The sequence below is a fragment of the Candidatus Poribacteria bacterium genome (assembly GCA_026702755.1).
Taxonomy (GTDB): Bacteria; Poribacteria; WGA-4E; order WGA-4E; family WGA-3G; genus WGA-3G.
In genome coordinates, this window is record JAPPBX010000001.1 from 64,943 (window position 1) to 86,838 (window position 21,896).

Sequence of the window (21,896 nt, forward strand, 5' to 3'; positions counted from 1 at the left end):
ATAATGAACAACAGGACCGAACCTTTCATCGGTATGCACAAAACTGAATTAGACACACCGGCACTGCTGATCAACTTGGATAAAATGGAAGCTAACATACAGACGATGGCGGACTACTTCACCACAGTGAACGCGTCGCTGAGACCTCACATGAAGACGCACAAAACACCGATTATCACCCATAAACAGATCGCAGCTGGTGCCATCGGCGTTACCTGTGCGAAACTCGGTGAGGCAGAAGCAGCCATTCACGCTGGCATTCGAGACGTGCTGATCGCCAACCAAGTTGTCGGCGCACAAAAGATTGCACGCCTCATCAACCTCGCGAAGCACTCGGAGATCATGGTTGCAGTCGATAGCCCACAGAACGTGCAAGCCATTTCCGAGGCAGCTGCCGCCAAAGGTGCAACTATCAGAATGTTGGTGGAGGTGAACATCGGCATGGATCGGTGCGGGGTCGAACCCGGCAAACCGACGTTGGAACTTGCGGAATTGATATGCCAAAGTCCAAACCTGAAATTTGAAGGCTTAATGGGCTATGAAGGGCATACCGTCTCCAAACCGGACCGAGCGGAACGGGATGCTGCAGCACGGGAAGCCATGCAACGTTTGGTAGACGCGAAACACTATGTCGAAAAGCGGGGGGTGGAGGTACTCATCATGAGCGGTGGTGGCACTGGAACCTTTAACATCACGGGAAGTATCCCAGAAATGACAGAAGTTCAGGCAGGCTCTTACGTCTTCATGGATTCTACCTACGGAAATGTAGAAGGTGTTGGCGAACAGTTCGACTGCTCGTTGTCGGTTTTGGCAACCGTCGTGAGTCGTCCAGCCCCTGATCGAATGATTGTGGATACAGGCTTGAAAGTCCTCGCAAAAGAGTTCGGCGTTCCCCAGCCTCTCGGTATAACAGGCGTAGAGATGACAGGGCTTTCCGAGGAGCATGGAAAGATGCAGGTGTCCGATGTAAACGTTCCCCTCACACCGGGGGATAAAATTGAAATTCTACCATCCCACTGTTGTACGACAGTGAATCTTCACGACAGATATTACGGCATCCGTAACGGGATTGTTGAATCCGTTTGGGAAATCGCCGCGAGAGGAAAAGCACAATAATGATTACGACAACCACGAATACAATTGAAGGCAGACCGATTCGAGAATACTTCGGACTTGTTACAGGCGAAGCGATTATGGGGGCGAACGTTTTTCGCGATTTTATGGCAGGTCTCACGGATCTTGTCGGTGGACGTTCAGGCACTTACGAGAGTAAGTTTGCGGAAGCCCGTGAAACAGCCCTCCAAGAACTTGAAGATGAAGCGCGACGCAAAGGGGCTAATGCTGTCGTCGGTATTGACATTGACTATGAAGTACTAGGTGCCAGTAACGGCATGCTGATGGTGACGGCGACCGGAACCGCCGTTAAGATTGGATGAACTCGCTTCGGATCTACTTAAATATCTGGGAGGCTTGGCTTGTGGAATCCCATAAGCATATTCCACGATGAACACAGGAGGCAAAATTCAATGCGAACATCAACCTTAAATTGTAAATTACGCACCATTTGGAAACCCTACTCCCTGTTTAGCTTACTTGTTGCGAGTGCCCTCATACTGCTCCAGGTCCCTGCTGAAGGATACATCGCAAAACGATATACCGTCAGACAAATTGTTTCCGAAAGCACCAACGTCGTATTCGGAACCGTTACTGAGGTTAATACCAAGCGAAAAACAGCGAAAGTCAAGGTCGAAGAAAATCTCAAAGGCACCAGTGAATTTCAGGAGATTAAGATTCGACTTGATGTCTACAAAGGAAAAGTGGATCACAGAGAAGAGGCAATGCGTCTTATAAAACAGGATGCACCGATTATCATCTTTTATCTCCAAGCAGGCAGACGAATTGATAGCCTCGCACACATAAGTGGGAAATGGTTTCAAACCCAAACCACAAAACAGCGAAACGAATGGGGGTGGTGGCTGTTCACACACACTGAAAAATATCTCAATAACGACAAAGTCTCAAGACGCGATTCAACACAGGATTTTCAAGAAGAATTGCGTACGATGCTCAGTGGAGATGCCCTTCAACTCCTACTACTCAAAACAGACAGATATGAGTCAGAACCGCGTGCTATCGCTGAACTCGACGCTGTCGCGGATTTTGGTTTTGTTTATCACGCAACAACCGACCGAAATTTACCAACACTCCGTGAAGCAGACATCCTATGGCTCGGTTTCCGTGCACTCTCCGAAGGCAGATACCGACTCAACAGGGAACAAGAGAGAAAGATTAAAGAATTCGTAAAGAATGGAGGCATTGTCATAGCCTCTGGACAAGATAGCGATGACGACCGCCCATGTGAGACAGGGTGGCTACCTGAAGCCCTCAACGGTGTAGAAAGCCCACACCGAAACGATTTCAAACCGACGGACCATGCAGGCGACCTCTTTAAGGCACCTAATCGTATCCGCTCCGGGCAACTCGCGCTTGATGATACATGGAACGGATGGAACGAAAAATATCAAGTGCTGGCAACGACCAACAATGGGAAAGAAATTGTCGTCGCCAAACTGAAATACGGAAAAGGAATTTACCTCGTCACCAGTCTCCGCAACGATAGGAGCGCACAAGTCTCCAAAAATCGTCGGATGCTTGAAAATTTGGTACATTTCGCCACAGGATTTTTGGAAACGTCCAAGTAACACGCTGAGGTAATTACAGATGAGAAAAGCAGAATTAAAATGGCAGTCAGCCATCAGCAGCGCAGCGGTCGGTTTCCATCAGCAGTCAGCAGTCAGCAAGAAACTGGAATGGAAGGCGGGAAGGATGGAAGGGAGGAACGGAGAAAAGAATCTTCCAGTCTTCCAATCTTCCAACCAAATGCTGAAAGCCGAAAGCCGAAAACCGAGAGCCAATACAAAATTGCTGCTCATAGTAAGCCTCCCTCTTGTTTTTTTGGCTTCTGCAAACCCCGCGCATGCGGTTATCCCGCAGCTGCTGGGACCTCTTACAGCACTGTTGAGTATCGTCCCACAAATTCTTGCCTTCGTTGGGGTTGCGCTCATCACCGCACTTGTGTTTGCACGGGACACGACCAAAATGTTTTTTTACAAGTTCCGTGACTTCGCTATTGCTCACAAGGTTACCACCTCTATTTTCAGTGTAATTGTACTCGTGGGATTCCTATGGGGAACCTACAGCCTGATCAGGATAGCGACGAATCCGACAACACATTCCCTTGAGGCAACGGTTCAGAACACAGACGCGGGAAGTACACATCTCAACAAAACATGGGCAACTTTCCGAAGCGGAAAAAACCGGACAGGACATGCAGACACACTCCCGGGTCCAACAAATGAAACACCGGCATGGGTTTTCAGAGAGGAAGAAGCCATGGCGGTTGACTTTTCTTCGTCGCCAGCAGTTGTTGGGAATCGCCTCTATATCGGTTCATCACACGGTTCAATATTTTCGCTCGGTGGAGCAACCTACTGTATTGATACAGAAACACAGAAGGTCCTCTGGCGACACGCTTCATCTATCCCAATCTTTTCATCCCCTGCAGTCGCTGGCGGTAGGGTTTATATCGGTGAAGGCTATCACCAAGATAGCGATTGCCGCCTCCGATGCCTTGACGCGAAAACCGGTGAACTTATCTGGTCCTTCCAAACAGCAAGCCATGTCGAATCGACCCCTTTCATCAGTCAAGGCAAACTTTATTTTACAGCAGGAGCGGATGGTGTCTATTGTATCGACGCATTGGAGGGACAAGCAATATGGCACTATAAAGACGTTCATGCTGACATGTCCCCCGTTGTGCATAAAGACAAGGTTTACTTCGGCACAGGCTATGGGGATTATCGAATCTACGCTGTTGATGCCCAAACAGGTGCTGAAGCATGGTCAAAGCAGATGCCGTATCCCGTGTGGGGCAGTCCAAGTACCGATGAAAATCTCGTCTTTTTCGGACTTGGGAGAGGCAATTTTTCGGATAGCGCGCCCATCCCCGCCGGTAAGGTCGTCGCGCTTGACCCAGAAACCGGCGACATCGTATGGGAACATGAGGCAGAGGATGCAGTCATGACAGCGATTGCTGTTCAGGACGGTTCCGTCACCTTCGGTTCGCGCGATGGATACGTCTATTCTCTCCAATCAACAGACGGAAAACTCAACTGGAAAACGCATCTTGGTGGTCCCGTCGTCTCCTCACCGGCTGTGACGATGGACACCGTCTATGCCGCAACAAAAAACGGATATATCTATGCCCTCTCTATTGACGACGGAGAGGTGCAGTGGGAATTTAACACGAGGATTATTACCCGAAATATAGAAATCTATTCATCACCAGCGATTGCCAATGGACTGCTCTATATCGGTTCAAGCGATCGGTATATTTTCTGTTTGGGTAGTGGCGATGCAGGCAAAGTCATTGGTAATCGGTAACTGAGGAGAAAGAAAAATGAAAAAATATGTTTTGACTGCAACAACTCTATTCGTGCTGTTCGCAAGCACAATAGCAGATGCACAGTGGCGAAGTAAAACCCATGACGAATATAAAGCCCTCACAGGGGTTGATGTTAAAATCGATGGTGACCTTGGCGAATGGGACGGGGTCCTTGATACCGTCAAAGGTACTGATGGAAAACCTTTTTGTGGTGTTGAATATGAAGGCAACGTCTTTCAGGAACACGGCGGTGGAAAATGGAACGGTGCCAAGGATCACGAAACCTGTTTCATGATTGTATGGGATTCAAAAGCCGTCTATATCGCTCTTATTGTTACTGATGACGAGCATGAACACGCAGCAGCTGCAGCATGGAACGGCGATGGCGCACAACTCGCCTTTGAAATGAGTGGCAAACGGAGCGCCGGGCTGCAGATGTGGCTCTACAATGTCGGCTTAGATGACAAAGGAAAGGATATACTTCCTGGGGCTTTAAATGAAAAGCCAGGCGACGCAGGTGTCGTCCCAGGCGACGATATCGCTGTTGTCCGAAACGAAGGTGAAAAGAAAACCTACTACGAACTCAGATTCACTGCTAAAGAGTTGCAAGTAAAAGGTGATAAATTCAGTGCGGGAGATAAGTTCGGTCTTGGCATTTGTGTCAATGACGGGGACAAAGCCGCTGGACAAGGTGGTCAAAAGGGATGGAGCGGATGGTATACCCATTCCATTGTTCACGGAAAGAATTCCGAGAAAACTGGACTTGTCACGCTTACTGATGAAGTTCTCGCTGTTGAAGCAGGAAATAAATTAGCGACGACATGGGGTAAATTGAAATCCATCCGATAACAGGACAAGTCTACAAAAAAGCCTCCAAAAATTTTGGAGGCTTTTTTCTTGACCTGATTATAGTAGATTCTAAAAATAAGTTTACACTTCGCCACGACACAAACCCCCACTACTGCTGGCGAGGATTGTATCCTCGCCTTTGTGTTGGTGTATAAATAATTACGAGATCTACTATAACCTAATGATCATGGTCATGATGGTCCGATTTGTTATAGTGCAAGCGGAGCAGATCGACACCAAAATCGTCCTCAATGTGTCGCCACACGGAATGAATGTGGTTCGCATTGTTCTGGGTGTTGTCATACTCGACAAAGAAAAACGGACCGTGCAACCTATAATAGTGCGGTGTCTTCGGTGTTTCACCGCCTGCCCATGCGAAATGAATATCGTTGACGCTTCCCTCGCGTAGTTTGCGAAGCTCAATCTGTGCGATTTCGTCAGGGAGACGGTCAATGTATTCATGAACGAGATCCATCAAGAGTTGACGTTGGTGTGTCTCCATAGATTCTGCGGCTAATCCTTCAACAGCCTCAAACTCAACCTTAGGCACATCACGCGTTAAAATATCAGAGGGTGCCTCAGCATTGATGATCGTTTGTCCCTTCTGCGTGTTATTTAGACTCGTAAGCAGTTGGCGAGCCGCATCCTCTTCGGCGGAAAGGACTCTTAATCCCTTCTTCTCACCTTCGGGCACCTCTGCTGGGTTTGACCCAAAGAAAAATGGATTCGGCGAAATAAGTTCACGATTGACGACAGTAAAGTTAAGCGAGACGTGGTGTCCTTCAGCGCGCCATCCCCATGCCCCATTACCGGTTGGATCTCCGAACACAGTGAAAAAATATAAACTTGGGTCGCGCATAAGTCGGGCTTCCCCAGCGGCTTTCTCAATCTCACCAAGTGTCGTCTCCAAATTTATAATGGCGCGGGCTTTCTGGTATCCTTTCACGCTTAAGCCACTTTCCATGAGCGCGAACGCTGCTTCCTGTTGCTTCGAGTTTAGTTCTTTAAGAGATACGCCTTCCCGCTCCCACATTTCAATCGGAATATAGTGCCACCGGAACCGCTCGTTTCCGTCAAATGGGAGTGCCGCCTGTTCGCGTAACGGGGGTGTCAGTGTGTCCAGAAAGTTCCCCGCCGCTTGTGCCATCCGCGCTGCTGTTTCCGAAGCGGGGATGAACAAAGGCTTCCGTTCGGAATGAGTATGTGTGTGTGCCACAAAAAATACCTCCATTAGTGTAGGACTGCAGCATACAGACAGCATCCTACAATTTACAGGACTTACGCAGAAAGCGAATATTCGGATGGAAGGATGGAAGACAGGGAAGGATGGAACCCGCCATCCACGCTTCCACCCTTCCAATCTTCCGATGCTGCAGGAAAGGATTTTGCGTAAGTCTTGAATTTAGTTAATTCAGTTTATTTTACGAAAATTTATTTTAAACCAACTACACCTGAAAATCAAGCGTTTTAACCAGATGTTTTGGCACTGCCTGAATAAAAATTGAAAATTCTTGACAACGGTCCACAAATTCTGTAAACTTATTCAAACGACTCTCGTTTAAGAAAGTATTTAGCATGCTATCGTCTGCCTCTTGTATCAGGTAAGACACAACTTTCAAACCGATAGTCAAAAGTCGGGAATTATGGACAAATTGATTGACGATGAAATGTTAGTCTCTCAGTTCCAATCGGGTCGCCAAAACGCCTTTGATGAGTTGATGAAACGTTACAAATCAAAGATTTTCTCGTATCTTCTGCGCTCAGTCAGAAACTATGAGGACGCTGAAGATATCACCATCGAAGTCTTCTTTAAGGCGTACCGCGCGCTGGAGACTTGGCAACCGAAAGCCAAATTTTCAACGTGGCTTTACAAAATTGCGTCCAATCTCGCTATCGATTACCACCGTTCAAAAACGCGACACCCCGTCTATGCATTGGAAGACATGGAAGTTCCTGAAGCGAACCTCGTTGCGAACGATTTATACAGTGACCCGGTCAAACAATTGGAAGATCAGGAACGCGGGCGTATCATCCGCGAGGCAGTCGATCAACTCTCGCCGAAACAGAAAGCCGTCTTTATGCTAAGTCGATATGAAGGCTTGCAACTTAAAGAGGTCGCTGAAACCCTCGATATGGCAGAAGGGACCGTGAAGATTCACCTTCACCGAGCCGTTAAACGGCTGCAAACGTTATTACGACCCCTCTGGGAAAACAATGAAATCTAAATTAAAAAAGAAAGGAGAAGAACTTATGCCTAAATGTATAAAATCCGAAGGGCAAGCCATTGATTATGTTTACAAACTTCTGTCGCCAGAAGAAGAGGAGCCCTTCGAGGAACATCTCAAGAACTGCCCGGACTGTACCGAAGCAGTTCAATCCTACGACACTGTGCTTCAGCTGACAGATAAGGCACAGGCAGAAGTAAACGTGCCTGAACTTGCCCTCCAAGATATTGAAATGAATGTGTACAAACGGCTCGCAGCGACACACGAGCAGACGCTATTTTCACGCATTCGCTCCCACATTGCAAACATCAGGTCGCCCTTCGGTTGGTATAAAACCGCTGCGGCAAGCAGTATCGCCGTCGCTTTGATTGCCGCTGTCATATTCATTGGAAAACCATTTCAACCAGAACCGACGTTGCAACTGCCCGAAACGCAATCCGCTTATGCTCGGATTGAGCAATACCGTCAGCAGGACATCCAACGAAATCTGGAAGAGGCATTGATTACACACCACCTGCGAAATGATTCATGGGAAACAGAAAGCCGACTTCACCGAATGAAAGAACAAGCTCAGGGCACAAATTGGACGAAGGTTGCGGATGCACATCTTCAGAACCTCTCTTCAAACAATTAAATCTGGGCGTTACTCCAAATATAAATGCAGAAAGCCGAAGCCATCCGATAGCGAATAGCGGACGGCGGACAAATTATGCCATTCAAGGCATAATTTCATTCCGCAACGGTTTCCATTGAAGTTGAGAACTTGCTTTAGGTTCAAAAAGGTTTGAGACTTCACCGAAACCCATCGCGAAACGAAATGGAGAGATTTAACCATCAACTTGCCTCCGTTATAAATGTTAAAGCACGAGTTGATGGTTAACAGGAGGCAATAGTCAGAAAAAGATGGAAACGCGAAGTAGACTTATACTTCTCCCATACGTGCTTCTAATTCTTTTCTTGTGTCCGTTTGCTCACGCGCACCTTGACGAGGTGCACACCTTAGTTGAGGCGGGAGACTATGCGGAAGCCAACAAGAAACTTGAAGCACTTGCCGAATCGACGAAAGAGATTGAGGTGAAAAGTTGGTGCTACTACCATATCGGCGAAATCTATTATAATTATACGCACCAGTACACCAAGGCGGTTGAGGCTTACAACACAATTCTGAATCTTGAAGAGGAGGGACTTCCGCCAGAGGAAGTCTACCTCGCCATCATCAAAAAAGGCGATGTCCATAGCCGCATGGGCAACTATCAGGAGGCTATCCAAACCTACGATAAACTGATTAAACTTGCCCCAGCCTCACACTTTGTGCACAAAACCGGCTTGCAGAAAATTAGGGACATTAATACCGCGCTCGCTGACCTCAGGGAGCAGCAGCGCATTATGATCCAGTACAAAGGTACGCCACTCGCTGCTATCGCTCAATTCCAGATAGCTGAACTCTACCGGAACCCTTCCCAACTCAATCAACCCGAAAAGGCGATAGCAGAGTACGAGTCCCTTTTGGAAGCGCATCCCAACGCAATTATGGCACCAGAAGCCAGATGGCGCATCGCACACGTCCGGCATACCGTTCTCAACCAATCAGCCCGAGCGATGGCAACATACAGAAAAGTCATTGACGATTATCCGACCAGCAACTTCGCTGCGGAAGCACTCTTCCAAATGGCAAACATCCATCGTAAAACTGGGAAGTATTCGTTGGCGATTCCTATATTTGAGAAACTGAAACAGAAATATCCCAACTTCTGGAATATGCACGCTGTCCTCTACTGGACAGGTGTTTGCTATGAGAAAAGCCTGAACCATCCGAAAGCGATAGAGGCTTTTGAAACGTTCCTTCATGCCTATCTACCACAACTCGACCCAGGGTATTTAGGGCAGATCTCTATGCATGATAAGAGTATACCTGAAGTAAGCACAGAAATTGGTAAGAAGATTGAGCAACTCGCAGAACAGATGGCGGAAGTGGAATTAAAACGATTGGAGACTGCACACGCAGATCGAAACTTTCCCGAGGCGCTCAATATCGCACGAAACCTCATTGCGAGGGCACCGCATACACCTCAGGCAGAACAAGCGGCGGAACAACTCCCCACACTGCAACAACTCACAGCCATCGAAAATCTGCGTGAGCAACTTCAAAACCGAGAGCTTACCCCTATAGAAGCGGCACGCGCACGGTTGCAAATCGGTACCATCTACGAACGGAAACCCTTGCAGGACCATCCAAAAGCAATTGCGGCATACCAAGAGGTATCAGAACATCACCCCGATTCAATCCATGCTGCTGAGGCACTCTACCGTAGTGGGCTTATCTATGCGGATCAACTCTCTGTCCCCAACGAAGCGATCCAGTCTTACAAATGGGTTATCGAAAAGCATCCGAACACTTTGCAGGCGATGATGGCAAATTTCCAACTCGGTGAACTCTACAGAAGCCTGCACCGCTACAACGAAGCCCTACAAGCCTATGAAACCACGATTGGCTATCCAGAACGGGATCGGTATCTCGCAGGGGGATATAAGGACAGTTTCGCCGATAGAGCACAGTTTCGGATTGGACGCGTTCATTACGATGACAGACGTTACAACGAGGCTCGCTTTGCTTTCGAGGAGTTCATTCAAAATCGGCTCCAGTCCCCACGTCTCGCTGCTGCTTATGTCTACCTCGCCGCCATAAACGAAAATCAGGGTCAAACCGCGCAAGCTTCCTATTATTACGAAAGAGCGGAAGAGCACCTCACGGATAATTATATCCAAATGACGATGCTCATAGAGGAAGTCAGTGATCTCGGAAATCTGCAAACTACGGATCCAGATGCGGTGATGCGATCACTCGAAAGCAAGCGAAGACAGCTTAAATAATTATCAGTCGTCAGTGGTCAGTGTTAACGAACCCTCACGCCGCTGGCGAGGATTACTGAAAACTGCAACCAGTCCTCAGACACTCCTCAAAGCACGTGGTCGTCTTTAATAATCCCCTTCGCTTCCAAACCAGCAAGCACATTCTCAGCACATTCAAACGGGATGTCGAGTCTCTGGCTGAGACGCTCCGGGTCGAGCTGTCCGCCATAGGAGAGGTGGAGCCAAGCGAGTATCTCGTTGCGGGTGAGGTCCTCGTGCTTGGCGATTTCCACAAAATGCCCCATCTTCTTGAAGGCATCGCGTGTGCTGGTGACGATGATCTCAAGGTAAATCACGACCTGCTCTCTGTTGAGTTTGTATCGGATGGCTGCCTGGATGAAGCCGGGGATGTCAAGGTGATACCTGAGTCGACTGATTTCTCTGATAGGTAAAGCTGGCATAAGAAAAATAAAATCCTTTCGATTGGTTATCGGTTATCAGTTGGTTTTCCTCGCAGTGAGAGTTGCCGGTTCAGATACAGCACAACTGGAGCTACACTCACTTGAAAAGGGAGGTTATCTTCAAGAAAGCAGTGGAGGAAATACAATCTTTCGCAGACTCCAAGAGACTACAAAAAATTCCGAAATTGACACCTATGATTATCGGCGGTGCAACCCCCACTTTTTAGGATTTTTCAGGCGTGCGTCTCCGATATGGATCGGGTGCCCCTCGGATGTCTGCCATTCTGAAAGCAGATTGTTCTGATGGGGGACAGTGGCTTTCTTCGCGGGAGCAGTCGATGCGGGTATCCGCCCTTCTGAAAATCCTATCCTGCGATGTGTATCGGTGGTTTCCTTCGCAGTCGGTGCAGGAGACGGTCTTCTCACAGGGAACCGGTTCGCATGTGAGGTGTTCAACCAGAGTGTCGCGTTGAGTTTTAGTGTTCTTTGCTGCCCTTTTGTTGAAAGGATTACCTGTTTGAGTTGGATGTCAACAACTTCGGTATCGGTGTCAAGTTCCTCACCAATGGTGACGATGCGTGTTGTGTTTCCTACGGTTGTTTGTAGAATTGCCTGTGGCGGTGTGTCTACGTTTGGGGACAATATCGTGCCGAGTAAGCGATAGGGTTCTTTCGGACGTGGCGGTGTCCAACCGAGTGGACGGAACAGGTTGTTGTCTATGATAGTCCGGTAGAAATCCGATTGCAAGGGGGGAAGAGTGGAAGATGGCAAGCGGACGCGCGACGGCGTGCGGTGCTGATCACTGAGGCGCGGGGATGACTGTGGTGTTTCCTTGATGATAAAGGTTTCCGTCGGTGGCGAGGGAAAACTCACCACAACGACAATAATGCCGAGTAAAATGAACGCGCCAGTAATCAAAAGACCTCCGGCGCGTTTGTTGAAAGCGTAACGTTGTTTTTCTCTCATCGTTGCTAAGCAATCACAATCGACGGCACTGAACCCCGCCGCGATAGATGTCCGAGATAGAACGAAGGGTTCCGTCGCAAGGGACAGGGACTGCGGCACCTCTGCGGCGACCCGTCCACACGGGGTGCCAAGTGTCTGCTGTCGTGTGAACGGGATCATCCATATCTCCCGCAGTATAGGTAGCGGTCGTCGAATCCGAATCCCTGAATCCGTGTTGTTATTGTTACGGGCTACCGCTAGTAGGGTGCGCAACAGCAGTAGTTATGACCACAGTCGGGACCCGGAACACCCGATGACGATCTCGTCGAGCAGGAACCGGTGTCCGTGCAATAGTTATAGGTCTCATTGTTTGAACAACCGTAACCGCTACTACTACTTCCCGAACTGCTACTGCTGCTCGAAGACCCCTCACTACTACTCCCACCGTTGTTACTGCCGGTATTACCCCCGTTATAAGTCGGGCTCCCGGCGGGTGCGCAACAGCAGTAGTTATGTCCGCATTCACCGGGAACACCCGATGGTGATCTCGTCGTGCAGGTGCCATTGTCCGTGCAATAGTTGTAGAGCGGATTGTTTGAACACCCTGAACTGCTACCACTACTACTTCCCGAACTGCTACCGGTATTACCCCCATTATAAGTTGGACTCCCGGCGGGTGCGCAACAGCAGTAGTTATGACCGCATTCACCGGGAATACCCGATCCGCTGCGGGTCGTGCAAGAACCCGTGTCCGTGCAATAGTTGTAGAGCGGATTGTTTGAACAACCGGAGCCGCTACCCGAACCGCTACTTGGACTGCTACCACTACTACTACTCGAACCTATCGTAAAAGAGGTTGTATCGGTAATTGTCGATCCATCAAGGCTGATCCGTCCCGAACCCACACCCACACCAAAACTACCACCACTGAACGATAGGGAACTACCACCAGCAGAAACAGCCGCATGACCTCTGCCTGTCAGCGTCCGAGAACCGCTGCTTGATGTGGTATAAGTCCTGCGGGCTAATGCCGTAGTGAATTCCAGCTCTGGGAAAACGAGCAAGAAACGCACCCTTTCAACACTGATACTCGGGTTGAGTTGGAATCCTGTGTCCAGCGAACCTGACGCGCGGACACCTACCCAACCTTTTCCATACGTCTCAGTTTCCGCTTCTACCTTCAGATCATAGCTTGCAGTCTGCGTCGATGTACCTGAAGTAACGACATTAGCTCTTCCGGGATCCGCCGTCGCTGATGCAGTGACCTCGGGGCCCGTCATCCGTATATCGGCGACGGCAACAAGTGCGAAAAATAAAACAAACAGAAACAGAAAACTTCTATATTTCATGGGATTATCTCCTTGATAATGTTTCGCGGATTTCCGCGATGATTGTGTCAAAAACATCATAATCGATAGGGAACGATTTCGGCGGAGGCGGAACTAACTCGTCCTCACGGTCACGCATCCGCTGGTACACCGCCTCTTTTTCTTGGTCAGTTAACGGATTACTTGACGGATAACTCAAGTGCGCCGTTATCGTCGGTCTGGGACCTTTCGTCTTTTCGTAGAGTTCCTGTTGCCAAGCCAACCCTAAGTTCACTTCTTCCTGTGAAAGCCCGTAACGTTTGATGACAGATGGACGATCTATTGCGATTAAACAACCATACCTTGCCAACTCTATGTCGGTCAGTTGATGATAGTTGCCGTATCCTTCACCCCAGACAACATTGATGATGGGGTCCTTGTCTTTTACGAGTTGCGGAGAACCGTCTCCAATTTTCGCATAACGATAGCCGGGCGGCGGCGGTTCAAGTCCGTAGGACGCATAAAATTCGCGCTTGGCTTTCTCTTGCGCGTCTATTTCCTCCGCGGATATCAGCCCCATCTCGAGGGCGATCTGCTCGCGTTGCGAGAACGGTTTCGCTACGACTGTAGGGGGTGCGGCGTGTGATGCTCCATCGTTTTCATGTCCATCTTGTGCATTTTCGGTGGGAGTCACCGCGTTCTCGTTTTCCGCTGTTGTGGCGGTAGTGGAAGATACGAGTTGAGGTGCTTTTGGCAGTGATTCCTCAAATCGTTTGAGCTCCCGTTGCGTATAGAAATAGATACCGAGTCCAAAGAGGATACATCCGAGAAGCGAAAACCGGATAATCCTGGTTTTGAATAAGTCTTTGAGGACGTTTTTCATCGCTGTGTTCCTCCGCATCCACATCCGCTTTGTTGCGGGATTTCGATGTGTGTCGGTCCACAGTGCTGTATCGTGCCACAACACGCGCAGCCGCTTTTCTGTGTTTCGGCGTTCCGCTGTGCCGCGGCGATGGCACTGTGATGGTGTGTCAGTAGAAATGCTGTCGCTGCAAATGTGATGCAGATGATGACAGCGAGAGCGAGAGGTATTGGTTTAAACAAACTTCTCATCGTTGGCTCCTTTCGGTTACTTACCGCGTATATGTCTGTCTCCTGTCCGCGTCGGGACAAGTGATCGGTTGACACGGCGGTTGTATTCGAGGGTGACAGATTTCGGGGGTTGGACGACAAGGTTCATGCACAGCGCGCGTAAAGTGCAGCGCGACGCTGAGTGTCGCCACGACGAAGAAAAGCGCGATGGGGACCCACCGCAAGAGGCGTGTTTTCATGTTAGGCACTCCTTTTATAGGGGCTGGTCCCCATAAATAACACACAGCGGAAACCCGTTATTTGCTACGGAAACCGTTATCTGCTATAATAGAAACCAGCGCTGTCAAAAACATGTCTTTTGGCAGTGTTACGCGTGGCGGGTGCTCCTAACACCTGCTGCGCACCCCGGAAACGGGGAGCTGCCCCTGACGCGATTCACGCAGTAGTAGCAAATATATTTCAGCATGAAATCAGCGTCAATATAAAGTATACCATAAAATACAAAAATTGTCAATTTTTTTATAGAACCTTTAAAACCTTAAAATTTGACTCACTATAACTTACCGCACGGTAGGCGAAAGACTTTCCAAATCCTGCCGAATTTTACCATTTTTTCAGGGGTCCCTAATGAAGTTTGCGAACGTAAATCAGTCTTGCAGTGAAACCCAACGCTTTCCTGTGTGCCTTCTTGAGATGTAACAGATGACGTGGATTCATTGATAACCGATAACCGAAAACTATAGTAAAACCCAAAGGTAAGAGGGTACTTTGGAAAACACAAAACACCACACCGGACTCCATAGGAAATTACCGATTTTTAATCTTCATGTATCCTTGCCTTTTGGCTGGTGTAGAAATAATAAATATTGACCTCTACACGCGGATGTGATACAATACATTGAGATTTAGCCCCAACCTAATCGGAGAAAAGGAATGAGACGTTTTGGAACCGAAGGTCGCTTGTATCTTGAGGATAACTATATTGTCCCGCGCACGGAAGAAACTGCCGATTTCATCGACCGCGTCAAACAGGGCAAATACATCGTGCTTTTCGCGCCACGCCAGACGGGTAAGACTACCTTTTTTCGTCTGGCACTTGACGCACTCACGGCTGAAGATCCGACCTACTTCCCCATTCAACTGAATTTTGAGGAGTACGAAAACTCCGCACCTGCAGATTTTTATTCCTACTTCTATAGGGACGTTCGCAAAGAAATTGAAAACGTTTTTCAGAAACGCGGGGAGGTTCCTTCTGAAACGCTAATACAATTCTTAGATAACGTGAAGATAATAGATCACGTTTCAATGAGAATGTTTTTTGAAGAACTGGCAAGCTTTGTAAAAAATCAGAAGGTTGTCCTCCTGATTGACGAATTTGATGCTATTCCACGAGATGCTGTTACGGGGTTCCTGCGTTCGTTACGCCGTATCTATCTTTCGGGGCGGACGCGATGTCCGCACAGCGTCGGTATCAAGAATATCATCCAACTTAACTACGATAGGTCTGTCTCACCCTTCAATATTCAGCAGGAATTCCATTTACCTAACTTTACGCTTGAACAGGTGCAAGAACTCCTTGGTCAATACACCGACGAAGTTGGTCAAGCATTCGTGCCTGACGTCGTAACTGCTATCCACAAACAGACTGCCGGACAACCCGTGCTTGTCAATCGATTCGCGCAGATTCTCACCGAGGAATTGGACATCCCGAAAACCGAGCCGATTACGATGGAACACTTTACGACAGCACACACACAACTTCTCCACGCCAGGAACACCAACATCCAGCATCTGACAACCAATATCCGAAAAGACCCATGTTTTGAAAAAATCCTTATGCGGATTACCGCGCATGAGGATGGCGTGCCCTTCAACATAGATGACGACAATATCAGTGAACTCGCAAGTTATGGAGTCATCTCCAGAGGGACTGACGGCATGTGTGAAATTGCCAATCCGATTTATCTCTATAGAATTTTGCGTGCATTCAAGCCAGCAGTAAACGGATTAGAGGAGGAATACTTTCCTTCACGCAAAACCGAATCTATTTCAACAAGATAGGGTTTCGCTTCCGTTAAATGTTTATGCGAATCCGGTAACTTTTTGAGTTCGGCGGTCATCAAGGTCTGAATGTCATGCAGGCTTGGAAAATCGTATACCAATTCCCCGTCTCGGATAATCGGTATCAGGAGGGGTTGTCCATCAGAAATCGGTTCATCCCAAATTGTTACAACGTCTTTAGCATAATTCCCGTTAGCATCGGTGATACGATAGACCTGCTTCCTGCCCGGTAGCGTTGCCTTAGCAGGCTCATCATGCGATTGTTTTCCAACAGGCTTACCATCACGCTCGACCAACTTATAGACCCCACCCAAAGCAGAAGTCCCACCTTCGCCTGTGAATGAATTGAAGTTAGCTCCTGTAGCGAGACGCGTCCCCACCCCAAAACTATCAAGCGGTGCTCCGTTTTTGAGCAACGTGTCTATCTGGAATTCATCAAGTTCATGGCTTGCGATAATTTGGACATAGTCAAGTCCCTCGGCATCAAAGATGCCCCGAACCTCTTTGCTAAGTGCTAAGAGATCACCGCTATCCAGTCTGACTGCGCGTAATCGTTCACCTCGTGCTTCCATCTCCCTCGCGACGATGCACGCGTTTCTTGCCCCTTGAAGTGTATCGTACGTATCTATCAGGAGCGTTGTGCTGTTTGGAAAGGCTACGGCATAATCGCGGAACGCTTCCAATTCGGTAGGTCGTTCGGAGATGAACTTATGCGCCATTGTGCCGACGTAGGGAATATCGAAATAGTGCCCCGCAAGCACCAATGATGTCCCGCTTGCACCACCGATGAAGGACGCGCGGGCGGCGAGGATACCGGCATCCCTGCCGTGTGCCCGCCTTGCCCCAAAGTCAAACACGGGTCTACCGCGCGCGGCTTGCACAATCCGTGAGGCTTTTGTGGCAATCAAGGTCTGGAAATTCATCACACACAGCAGATAGGTTTCAAAGAGTTGGACATCGCGTGATCTGCCTGTGACGTTGATAATCGGTTCATTGGGAAAAACAGGTATGCCTTCAGGGACAGCGAAAACAGAACCATCAAAGCGGAAGTCTTTAAGGGAGGTAAGGTAGTCAGCGTGCAGGTCCCCCCGTTGTGCTAACCAGTCAAGTGCGGTATCGGTGAAGCGTAGATTTAAGATGTAGTGGATTACCTGCTCTAATCCAGCAGCAATGAGATATTGTCCTTGTGGAATCGTGCGGACGTAGTAGTTCGCTGTGATAACAGAATTATTCTGTGCATCGAAATCGGCTTGTCCCATCGTGAGTTGATAGTAATCAACGAAGAGTGCCATCTCATCGACTGTAAGTAAGACATCTTTTGGTGCATTCATAGACCTTTTCCCTCAGTGATGACCAATCTCTGGTTGACTGATAGATTCCGATGCGTATCCACTTGACCGGAGGGCCAGACGATTTCAAGCGTATCAACTTTTGTGTGCTTTCCAAGTCCGATCTCAAGAGGCAGACTATTCGTTGATCCGAAACCACATCCACCACTGACTTCTCTGTAAATCACACTGCTACCAACACGCAGCGTCACTTTAGCACCAATACCATCCCGATTACTTTTGACCCCGACCAGTTTCAAATTAAGATAGTTGTTCCCAGTCCCCGTATTTTGATAGAAAAGATTATGCCACTGGTCCCCAATAAACGCCCCCCCGACAGGCACGTAGATATCAACATCACCGTCCGTATCAATATCACCGAAAGTTACGCCGTGTCCTTTTCCAATGTTGCCTAACCCTAAAGCGAAAGTGGCATCGGTAAAAGTGCCATCGCCGTTGTTGCGGAAGAGCGCGTCGCGTTCAAGCCGTCCCATCTGTGGCGCGCCAGTGGCAAGATAGATGTCAAGGTAACCGTCGCTATTAATATCGCCGAAGTTTGCGCCCATCGCGCCGAAAGCGTGATAGAGTCCTGACTCACGGGTGACATCAGTGAATGTACCATCGCCGTTATTCCGATAAAGCACCTGCCGATCGCCATCGTGTGGCGCAGTTCCAGTTATTTGACCTGCGATGAAGGCTTGAAAAGATCCTGAGTTTGAGATGAAGATGTCCAGATCTGCATCGTTATCCACATCAAGAAAGAAGGTCACAAAGGCATCCGTAACGGGGAGATTCATACCGGTCATCGGCGTGACATCAGTGAACGTGCCATCGCCGTTGTTCCGATAAAGCACATTGGACTGTCCGAAATTGACGACATGCAGATCAATATACCCGTCTTTATCGTAATCCCCCCAAGCTGTTCCGAGAGAGTTACCAGTATCTGCAACACCGGCTGCTTCTGCGATATTCGTGAACGTGCCATCACCGTTGTTACGGTATAAGACGTTCGCGGCACCATCACCGATAATACCGTCCGCAACGTAGAGATCAATATAGCCATCGTTGTCATAATCTGCCCAAGCAGCACAGAAACTGCTCTGCGGGTCCGCAACACCTGCGGTGTGCGTGACATCGGTAAATGTGCCATCACCGTTGTTATGATAGAGCGTATTCTCCGCTGCCCCCGACCAACCCCCACGCGTGATATAGAGGTCAGGGTAACCGTCGTTATCGTAATCAGCGAAAAGCGAACCCCAACCGCCTCTCGGATCGGCGATGCCCGCTTGTACCGCTGTGTTAGTAAATGTGCCATCGCCGTTATTTCGGTAAAGCGCGTGTGGCTGGTACGTCCCGACAGCAACGATATCCAAATCCCCATCATTATCGTAATCGCCCCAAGCACTCCCGCGTCCGCCATCAATCTTGTCCATCTTTAAGTCGGGGGCAATGTCGGTGAATTGGCTATCGGCTATCGGGTGGAAGGATGGAAGGGTGGAAGATTGGGGGACACCCATCCTTCCATTCTTCCTTTCTTCCATCCAAACGCCACTGATGGCTATTTTAAACTCCTCCGGTAAGTCTGCTGGATAGCCACCGAGTTCATTAGATGCCGTCCATAGGTTCCATAAGGTTTCGGGATCGCGAGGTTTGAGCTGGAGCGACGCTTTGAAATTCTCAACAGCCTTTTCAGGCGCGCCGTGTCGGAGATGATAGACACCGAGATAGTAATACGCACCAGAATGACGGCGGTAATTTTGGATGATATTTTCAAATCGCTCAGCGGCTTTATCGGCTTCACCGAGACGGAATTCAGCTAAGCCGAGTTGGAGCATCGCTTCAAGATTATTCGGTTCAAGTTCCAGTACCTTTTCAAACTGCCGTTTGGATGCCGAGAGATCGGGGACAAGCATCTGTTGCGGCGCGCCTAAGAAATAGCCGAGCCTGATACGTGCCTCGGTATCATCAGGGTTTACCTCTAAAGCATTGGTGAGGGCAGTCGTAGAATCAGAAAAGCGTTGTTGATAACTGAAAACCTGCGCTAATGTTAGATACGCTCTCGAAAGTTTATCCTTCGCTTCCGGGACCTGTTTAAGTAGGTTTATCAGCGTTTGCAACGTCTCTTCGGCACGAGCAAACTTCTGCTGTCGGACATAGGTACGTGCAAGCAACATGCGTGCATCGTGGGCATTCGTATCAATTCGTAGGCACGACTGAAATGCTTCTTCCGCTTCGACGAAGTTGTTCCTGTCTAATGCGTCCATGCCCCTCTGATAGTGCGCGGTGACTTGCGGGTTCGCGTCATTTTGGGGTGAATCTGTATTGCAGCCGATGCTGATAAGGAAGATAAGGAAAATAGAAAAAGTTGCTCGCATATCTGTTTTCTTCTCTGAATCAGGATTTCGGGGTTAGAAACCCCTCTCACAGGTGTTACAGAGGATAACAGATTTACTGGGGAAAGTCAAGCGGAGGTCCGGGTTGTTCAATTTTACACAAGCCCTAGGGTTTATCCTTATGCAATGTGCGCTTGAGGTGATATTGAAAGAGCTTAGAATAAACAAGAAGTTTTGAAATAAGATATTCCTGTCCACGATCACCCTTGATCCTGTTACAGTGAGAACAGAGCAGTTGAAGATTTTCAATATGGTCAGTTCCCCCAACGGATTTCGCTATAATGTGATCAATTTCAAGGTGTTGTTTTTCAAAATGATAGCCGCATCCATTACAATTCCCAGCTTGCTCGCCGTAGAGTTGAATTTTGTTTTTAGATGCGTTGTATCGGGGAATATTGCCTAAATCCGTGCGTTTGGGAATATCCGTGCGTGCAATAATTTCCTGAAACAATCCTTGATCTGCTTTGATGCGTTCAACAACTAACTCGGCGGCTTTCGCTGATATATCAATACCTATCCAATCCCGTTGAAGTCTATCCGCTGCGACGAGGGTTGTGGCGCACCCACAGAACGGATCGAAAACGACATCACTTTCGTTAGATGAGGCTTCAATGATTCTATTGAGTAGAGCAACGGGCTTTTGGGTTGGGTAGCCTGTGCGTTCACCATCTCCAGAAGCAAGATACGGTATATCTGTCCAAATGTTCCCAACAGGTTCACCTGAGTATTCATCAGCATAAATCTTGTATCTTGGCTTTCCGGTTCTCGTCCAATAGATTAGGTATGGATTTTTGGCGATTCTTTCATCGAACGTTGATTGATTCCATCTCCACCCAATATCAGAGGTTACAGTTTTGTCTCCTATTTTACGAACTTCTCCGGCACTGGACCTATTTGAATTCTGTTCTAACGCTACATGCTGAAAACGACGACCCGTTTCGGTTTCTACATGCGGAAATTTCTTGTTTAATTTTTCTGTATCTAACTGTGAGGTTACCCTATTAGCGATAACACACATGTTGTCTTTGGCATAGTAAAGAAGATGATCCGATATAGTGTCAACGGCAGATTTTGATAGACTATGTGCCGCATAACGTTTCCATGTTATGTCTGCTAAAAAATTTTCCTTTCCAAACACCGCATCCATTGCCAACTTCAGATAATGGCTCATTGTCGGATCGCAGTGTAGGTAGATTGACCCCGTATCCTTGAGTATCCTCTCCATCTCCAGCAACCGAACCGCCATATAAATGAGATAAGATTTATCGGAGTCCGTCATTGCCGCGTGGATAACTCGGTTGAGTGCAGGATATTTCGTCTCAATTAAATCAAGCCAAGCAGCATCAACATCATTAAGCGTCCACGTATCTTTGAATTCAGCACCGGCAGCTACTGAACCTATGGGGGCTGCGTAGTTAGTCTTGCTATTAAATGGTGGGTCAAGGTAGATTAAATCCACTGATTCACTATTTATCCCACGCATTATAGGTAAATTGTCACCCGTGAATATCGTCTTCGACTTAATATTCATGGTTTCCATACAAAACAGCCTTTCATCATCGCATAGATTCATTCACAAACTTTGTGAAAATGCACTCACGGTTGAGGTTGCAGCCTCCCTTTTTAACTGCAATGATTATACCATTTTTCACGACTTAAAACAAGCGAACAGTCAATAAAATCAAGGGTTTAGTCCCGTAGGTTGGGCTAAGCGATAAAAAATTTAATCCTTCTTGTTATTCCTGAAACTCTAACTTGCCAATGTGCCTTTCTTGTAAGCCAATAGAGCAAAAACCCAACAAAACCACCGCTTTCAGAAAACAGTGTTGGGTTTCACTCGGGCTTTGGGACATTCGGGGATCCCCTAAGCCTTGAAGTTGATTTTCTATGTCCGATTTTTCGGAGGGATCCGTTCAACCCAACCTACAGTTGGTGCACTGA

The 21,896-nt window shown here is 48.1% G+C and carries 19 protein-coding genes; 9 read left to right on the forward strand and 10 right to left on the reverse strand.

Features of this window, described 5'->3' with window-relative positions; translation table 11 throughout:
• The first annotated feature begins 3 nt into the window (after positions 1-3).
• The 5 genes from OXH39_00290 (at position 4) to OXH39_00310 (ending at position 5,293) form a co-directional block, all read left to right on the forward strand.
• Positions 4-1,116 carry a DSD1 family PLP-dependent enzyme gene (locus OXH39_00290; protein ID MCY3548868.1) on the forward strand — a complete coding sequence of 371 codons (1,113 nt, stop codon included), beginning with the start codon at positions 4-6 and terminating at the stop codon, positions 1,114-1,116.
• Entirely contained in the window at positions 1,116-1,436 is a 321-nt protein-coding gene (locus tag OXH39_00295) for a heavy metal-binding domain-containing protein (GenBank protein MCY3548869.1), read from the forward strand. Before OXH39_00290 ends, OXH39_00295 begins: the two co-directional genes overlap by 1 nt.
• 90 nt (positions 1,437-1,526) lie before the next feature.
• On the forward strand, positions 1,527-2,702 hold the full coding sequence (locus OXH39_00300) for a hypothetical protein (GenBank protein MCY3548870.1): 1,176 nt from the start codon (positions 1,527-1,529) through the stop codon (positions 2,700-2,702).
• A gap of 19 nt (positions 2,703-2,721) precedes the next feature.
• Positions 2,722-4,443: a PQQ-binding-like beta-propeller repeat protein gene (locus tag OXH39_00305; GenBank protein ID MCY3548871.1), complete on the forward strand. Its 1,722-nt coding sequence runs from the start codon at positions 2,722-2,724 to the stop codon at positions 4,441-4,443.
• Between the two features lie 16 nt (positions 4,444-4,459).
• On the forward strand, positions 4,460-5,293 hold the full coding sequence (locus tag OXH39_00310) for a hypothetical protein (GenBank protein MCY3548872.1): 834 nt from the start codon (positions 4,460-4,462) through the stop codon (positions 5,291-5,293).
• A gap of 178 nt (positions 5,294-5,471) precedes the next feature.
• On the opposite strand, the gene OXH39_00315 is transcribed toward OXH39_00310, so the two are convergent.
• Positions 5,472-6,509, reverse strand: coding sequence for a DUF3500 domain-containing protein (locus OXH39_00315; protein ID MCY3548873.1), 1,038 nt, complete (start codon positions 6,507-6,509; stop codon positions 5,472-5,474).
• A 427-nt stretch (positions 6,510-6,936) separates the two neighbouring features.
• Between OXH39_00315 and OXH39_00320 the strand changes: the two genes are divergently transcribed.
• The 3 genes from OXH39_00320 (at position 6,937) to OXH39_00330 (ending at position 10,389) form a co-directional block, all read left to right on the forward strand.
• Entirely contained in the window at positions 6,937-7,518 is a 582-nt protein-coding gene (locus tag OXH39_00320; GenBank protein ID MCY3548874.1) for a sigma-70 family RNA polymerase sigma factor, read from the forward strand.
• Between the two features lie 25 nt (positions 7,519-7,543).
• Complete coding sequence (locus OXH39_00325) at positions 7,544-8,152, forward strand: zf-HC2 domain-containing protein (protein ID MCY3548875.1); 609 nt, start codon at positions 7,544-7,546, stop codon at positions 8,150-8,152.
• A gap of 269 nt (positions 8,153-8,421) precedes the next feature.
• Positions 8,422-10,389 carry a tetratricopeptide repeat protein gene (locus OXH39_00330; GenBank protein ID MCY3548876.1) on the forward strand — a complete coding sequence of 656 codons (1,968 nt, stop codon included), beginning with the start codon at positions 8,422-8,424 and terminating at the stop codon, positions 10,387-10,389.
• Positions 10,390-10,475: 86 nt separating this feature from the next.
• Here OXH39_00330 and OXH39_00335 read toward each other — a convergent pair whose 3' ends face one another.
• From OXH39_00335 to OXH39_00360, 6 genes are all read right to left on the reverse strand, one after another.
• Positions 10,476-10,829, reverse strand: coding sequence for a hypothetical protein (locus OXH39_00335; GenBank protein ID MCY3548877.1), 354 nt, complete (start codon positions 10,827-10,829; stop codon positions 10,476-10,478).
• A gap of 198 nt (positions 10,830-11,027) precedes the next feature.
• Positions 11,028-11,954, reverse strand: a complete 927-nt coding sequence (locus tag OXH39_00340) for a hypothetical protein (protein ID MCY3548878.1) — start codon at positions 11,952-11,954, stop codon at positions 11,028-11,030.
• Positions 11,955-12,031: 77 nt separating this feature from the next.
• The gene (locus OXH39_00345; protein MCY3548879.1) at positions 12,032-13,123 is read right to left on the reverse strand and encodes a hypothetical protein; all 1,092 of its coding nucleotides are present in this window, start codon (positions 13,121-13,123) and stop codon (positions 12,032-12,034) included.
• 4 nt (positions 13,124-13,127) lie between these two features.
• Positions 13,128-13,964, reverse strand: a complete 837-nt coding sequence (locus OXH39_00350; protein ID MCY3548880.1) for a hypothetical protein — start codon at positions 13,962-13,964, stop codon at positions 13,128-13,130.
• On the reverse strand, positions 13,961-14,194 hold the full coding sequence (locus tag OXH39_00355) for a hypothetical protein (protein MCY3548881.1): 234 nt from the start codon (positions 14,192-14,194) through the stop codon (positions 13,961-13,963). Before OXH39_00355 ends, OXH39_00350 begins: the two co-directional genes overlap by 4 nt.
• A 20-nt stretch (positions 14,195-14,214) precedes the next feature.
• Positions 14,215-14,412 carry a hypothetical protein gene (locus OXH39_00360; GenBank protein ID MCY3548882.1) on the reverse strand — a complete coding sequence of 66 codons (198 nt, stop codon included), beginning with the start codon at positions 14,410-14,412 and terminating at the stop codon, positions 14,215-14,217.
• Positions 14,413-15,106: 694 nt separating this feature from the next.
• Between OXH39_00360 and OXH39_00365 the strand changes: the two genes are divergently transcribed.
• Positions 15,107-16,234, forward strand: a complete 1,128-nt coding sequence (locus OXH39_00365) for an AAA-like domain-containing protein (GenBank protein MCY3548883.1) — start codon at positions 15,107-15,109, stop codon at positions 16,232-16,234.
• Here the strand turns inward: OXH39_00365 and pncB are convergent.
• The 3 genes from pncB to OXH39_00380 all read right to left on the reverse strand — a co-directional run bounded on the left by pncB (position 16,141) and on the right by OXH39_00380 (position 21,495).
• Entirely contained in the window at positions 16,141-17,565 is a 1,425-nt protein-coding gene (gene pncB / locus OXH39_00370) for a nicotinate phosphoribosyltransferase (GenBank protein MCY3548884.1), read from the reverse strand. The two genes, OXH39_00365 and pncB, sit on opposite strands and share 94 nt — an antisense overlap.
• Positions 17,562-19,937 carry an FG-GAP-like repeat-containing protein gene (locus OXH39_00375; GenBank protein ID MCY3548885.1) on the reverse strand — a complete coding sequence of 792 codons (2,376 nt, stop codon included), beginning with the start codon at positions 19,935-19,937 and terminating at the stop codon, positions 17,562-17,564. Before OXH39_00375 ends, pncB begins: the two co-directional genes overlap by 4 nt.
• A gap of 124 nt (positions 19,938-20,061) precedes the next feature.
• Positions 20,062-21,495 carry a DNA methyltransferase gene (locus OXH39_00380; protein ID MCY3548886.1) on the reverse strand — a complete coding sequence of 478 codons (1,434 nt, stop codon included), beginning with the start codon at positions 21,493-21,495 and terminating at the stop codon, positions 20,062-20,064.
• Positions 21,496-21,896 lie beyond the last annotated feature (401 nt).

What these genes read in the sequence shown, in the direction of transcription:
- OXH39_00290 (MCY3548868.1), top strand. Translation starts at nt 4, where the DNA reads ATGAACAACAGGACCGAACCTTTCATCGGTATGCACAAAACTGAATTA.
- OXH39_00295 (MCY3548869.1), top strand. Translation starts at nt 1,116, where the DNA reads ATGATTACGACAACCACGAATACAATTGAAGGCAGACCGATTCGAGAA.
- OXH39_00300 (MCY3548870.1), top strand. Translation starts at nt 1,527, where the DNA reads ATGCGAACATCAACCTTAAATTGTAAATTACGCACCATTTGGAAACCC.
- OXH39_00305 (MCY3548871.1), top strand. Translation starts at nt 2,722, where the DNA reads ATGAGAAAAGCAGAATTAAAATGGCAGTCAGCCATCAGCAGCGCAGCG.
- OXH39_00310 (MCY3548872.1), top strand. Translation starts at nt 4,460, where the DNA reads ATGAAAAAATATGTTTTGACTGCAACAACTCTATTCGTGCTGTTCGCA.
- OXH39_00320 (MCY3548874.1), top strand. Translation starts at nt 6,937, where the DNA reads ATGGACAAATTGATTGACGATGAAATGTTAGTCTCTCAGTTCCAATCG.
- OXH39_00325 (MCY3548875.1), top strand. Translation starts at nt 7,544, where the DNA reads ATGCCTAAATGTATAAAATCCGAAGGGCAAGCCATTGATTATGTTTAC.
- OXH39_00330 (MCY3548876.1), top strand. Translation starts at nt 8,422, where the DNA reads ATGGAAACGCGAAGTAGACTTATACTTCTCCCATACGTGCTTCTAATT.
- OXH39_00335 (MCY3548877.1), bottom strand. Translation starts at nt 10,829, where the DNA reads ATGCCAGCTTTACCTATCAGAGAAATCAGTCGACTCAGGTATCACCTT.
- OXH39_00340 (MCY3548878.1), bottom strand. Translation starts at nt 11,954, where the DNA reads ATGATCCCGTTCACACGACAGCAGACACTTGGCACCCCGTGTGGACGG.
- OXH39_00345 (MCY3548879.1), bottom strand. Translation starts at nt 13,123, where the DNA reads ATGAAATATAGAAGTTTTCTGTTTCTGTTTGTTTTATTTTTCGCACTT.
- OXH39_00350 (MCY3548880.1), bottom strand. Translation starts at nt 13,964, where the DNA reads ATGAAAAACGTCCTCAAAGACTTATTCAAAACCAGGATTATCCGGTTT.
- OXH39_00355 (MCY3548881.1), bottom strand. Translation starts at nt 14,194, where the DNA reads ATGAGAAGTTTGTTTAAACCAATACCTCTCGCTCTCGCTGTCATCATC.
- OXH39_00360 (MCY3548882.1), bottom strand. Translation starts at nt 14,412, where the DNA reads ATGAAAACACGCCTCTTGCGGTGGGTCCCCATCGCGCTTTTCTTCGTC.
- OXH39_00365 (MCY3548883.1), top strand. Translation starts at nt 15,107, where the DNA reads ATGAGACGTTTTGGAACCGAAGGTCGCTTGTATCTTGAGGATAACTAT.
- pncB (MCY3548884.1), bottom strand. Translation starts at nt 17,565, where the DNA reads ATGAATGCACCAAAAGATGTCTTACTTACAGTCGATGAGATGGCACTC.
- OXH39_00375 (MCY3548885.1), bottom strand. Translation starts at nt 19,937, where the DNA reads ATGCGAGCAACTTTTTCTATTTTCCTTATCTTCCTTATCAGCATCGGC.
- OXH39_00380 (MCY3548886.1), bottom strand. Translation starts at nt 21,495, where the DNA reads ATGGAAACCATGAATATTAAGTCGAAGACGATATTCACGGGTGACAAT.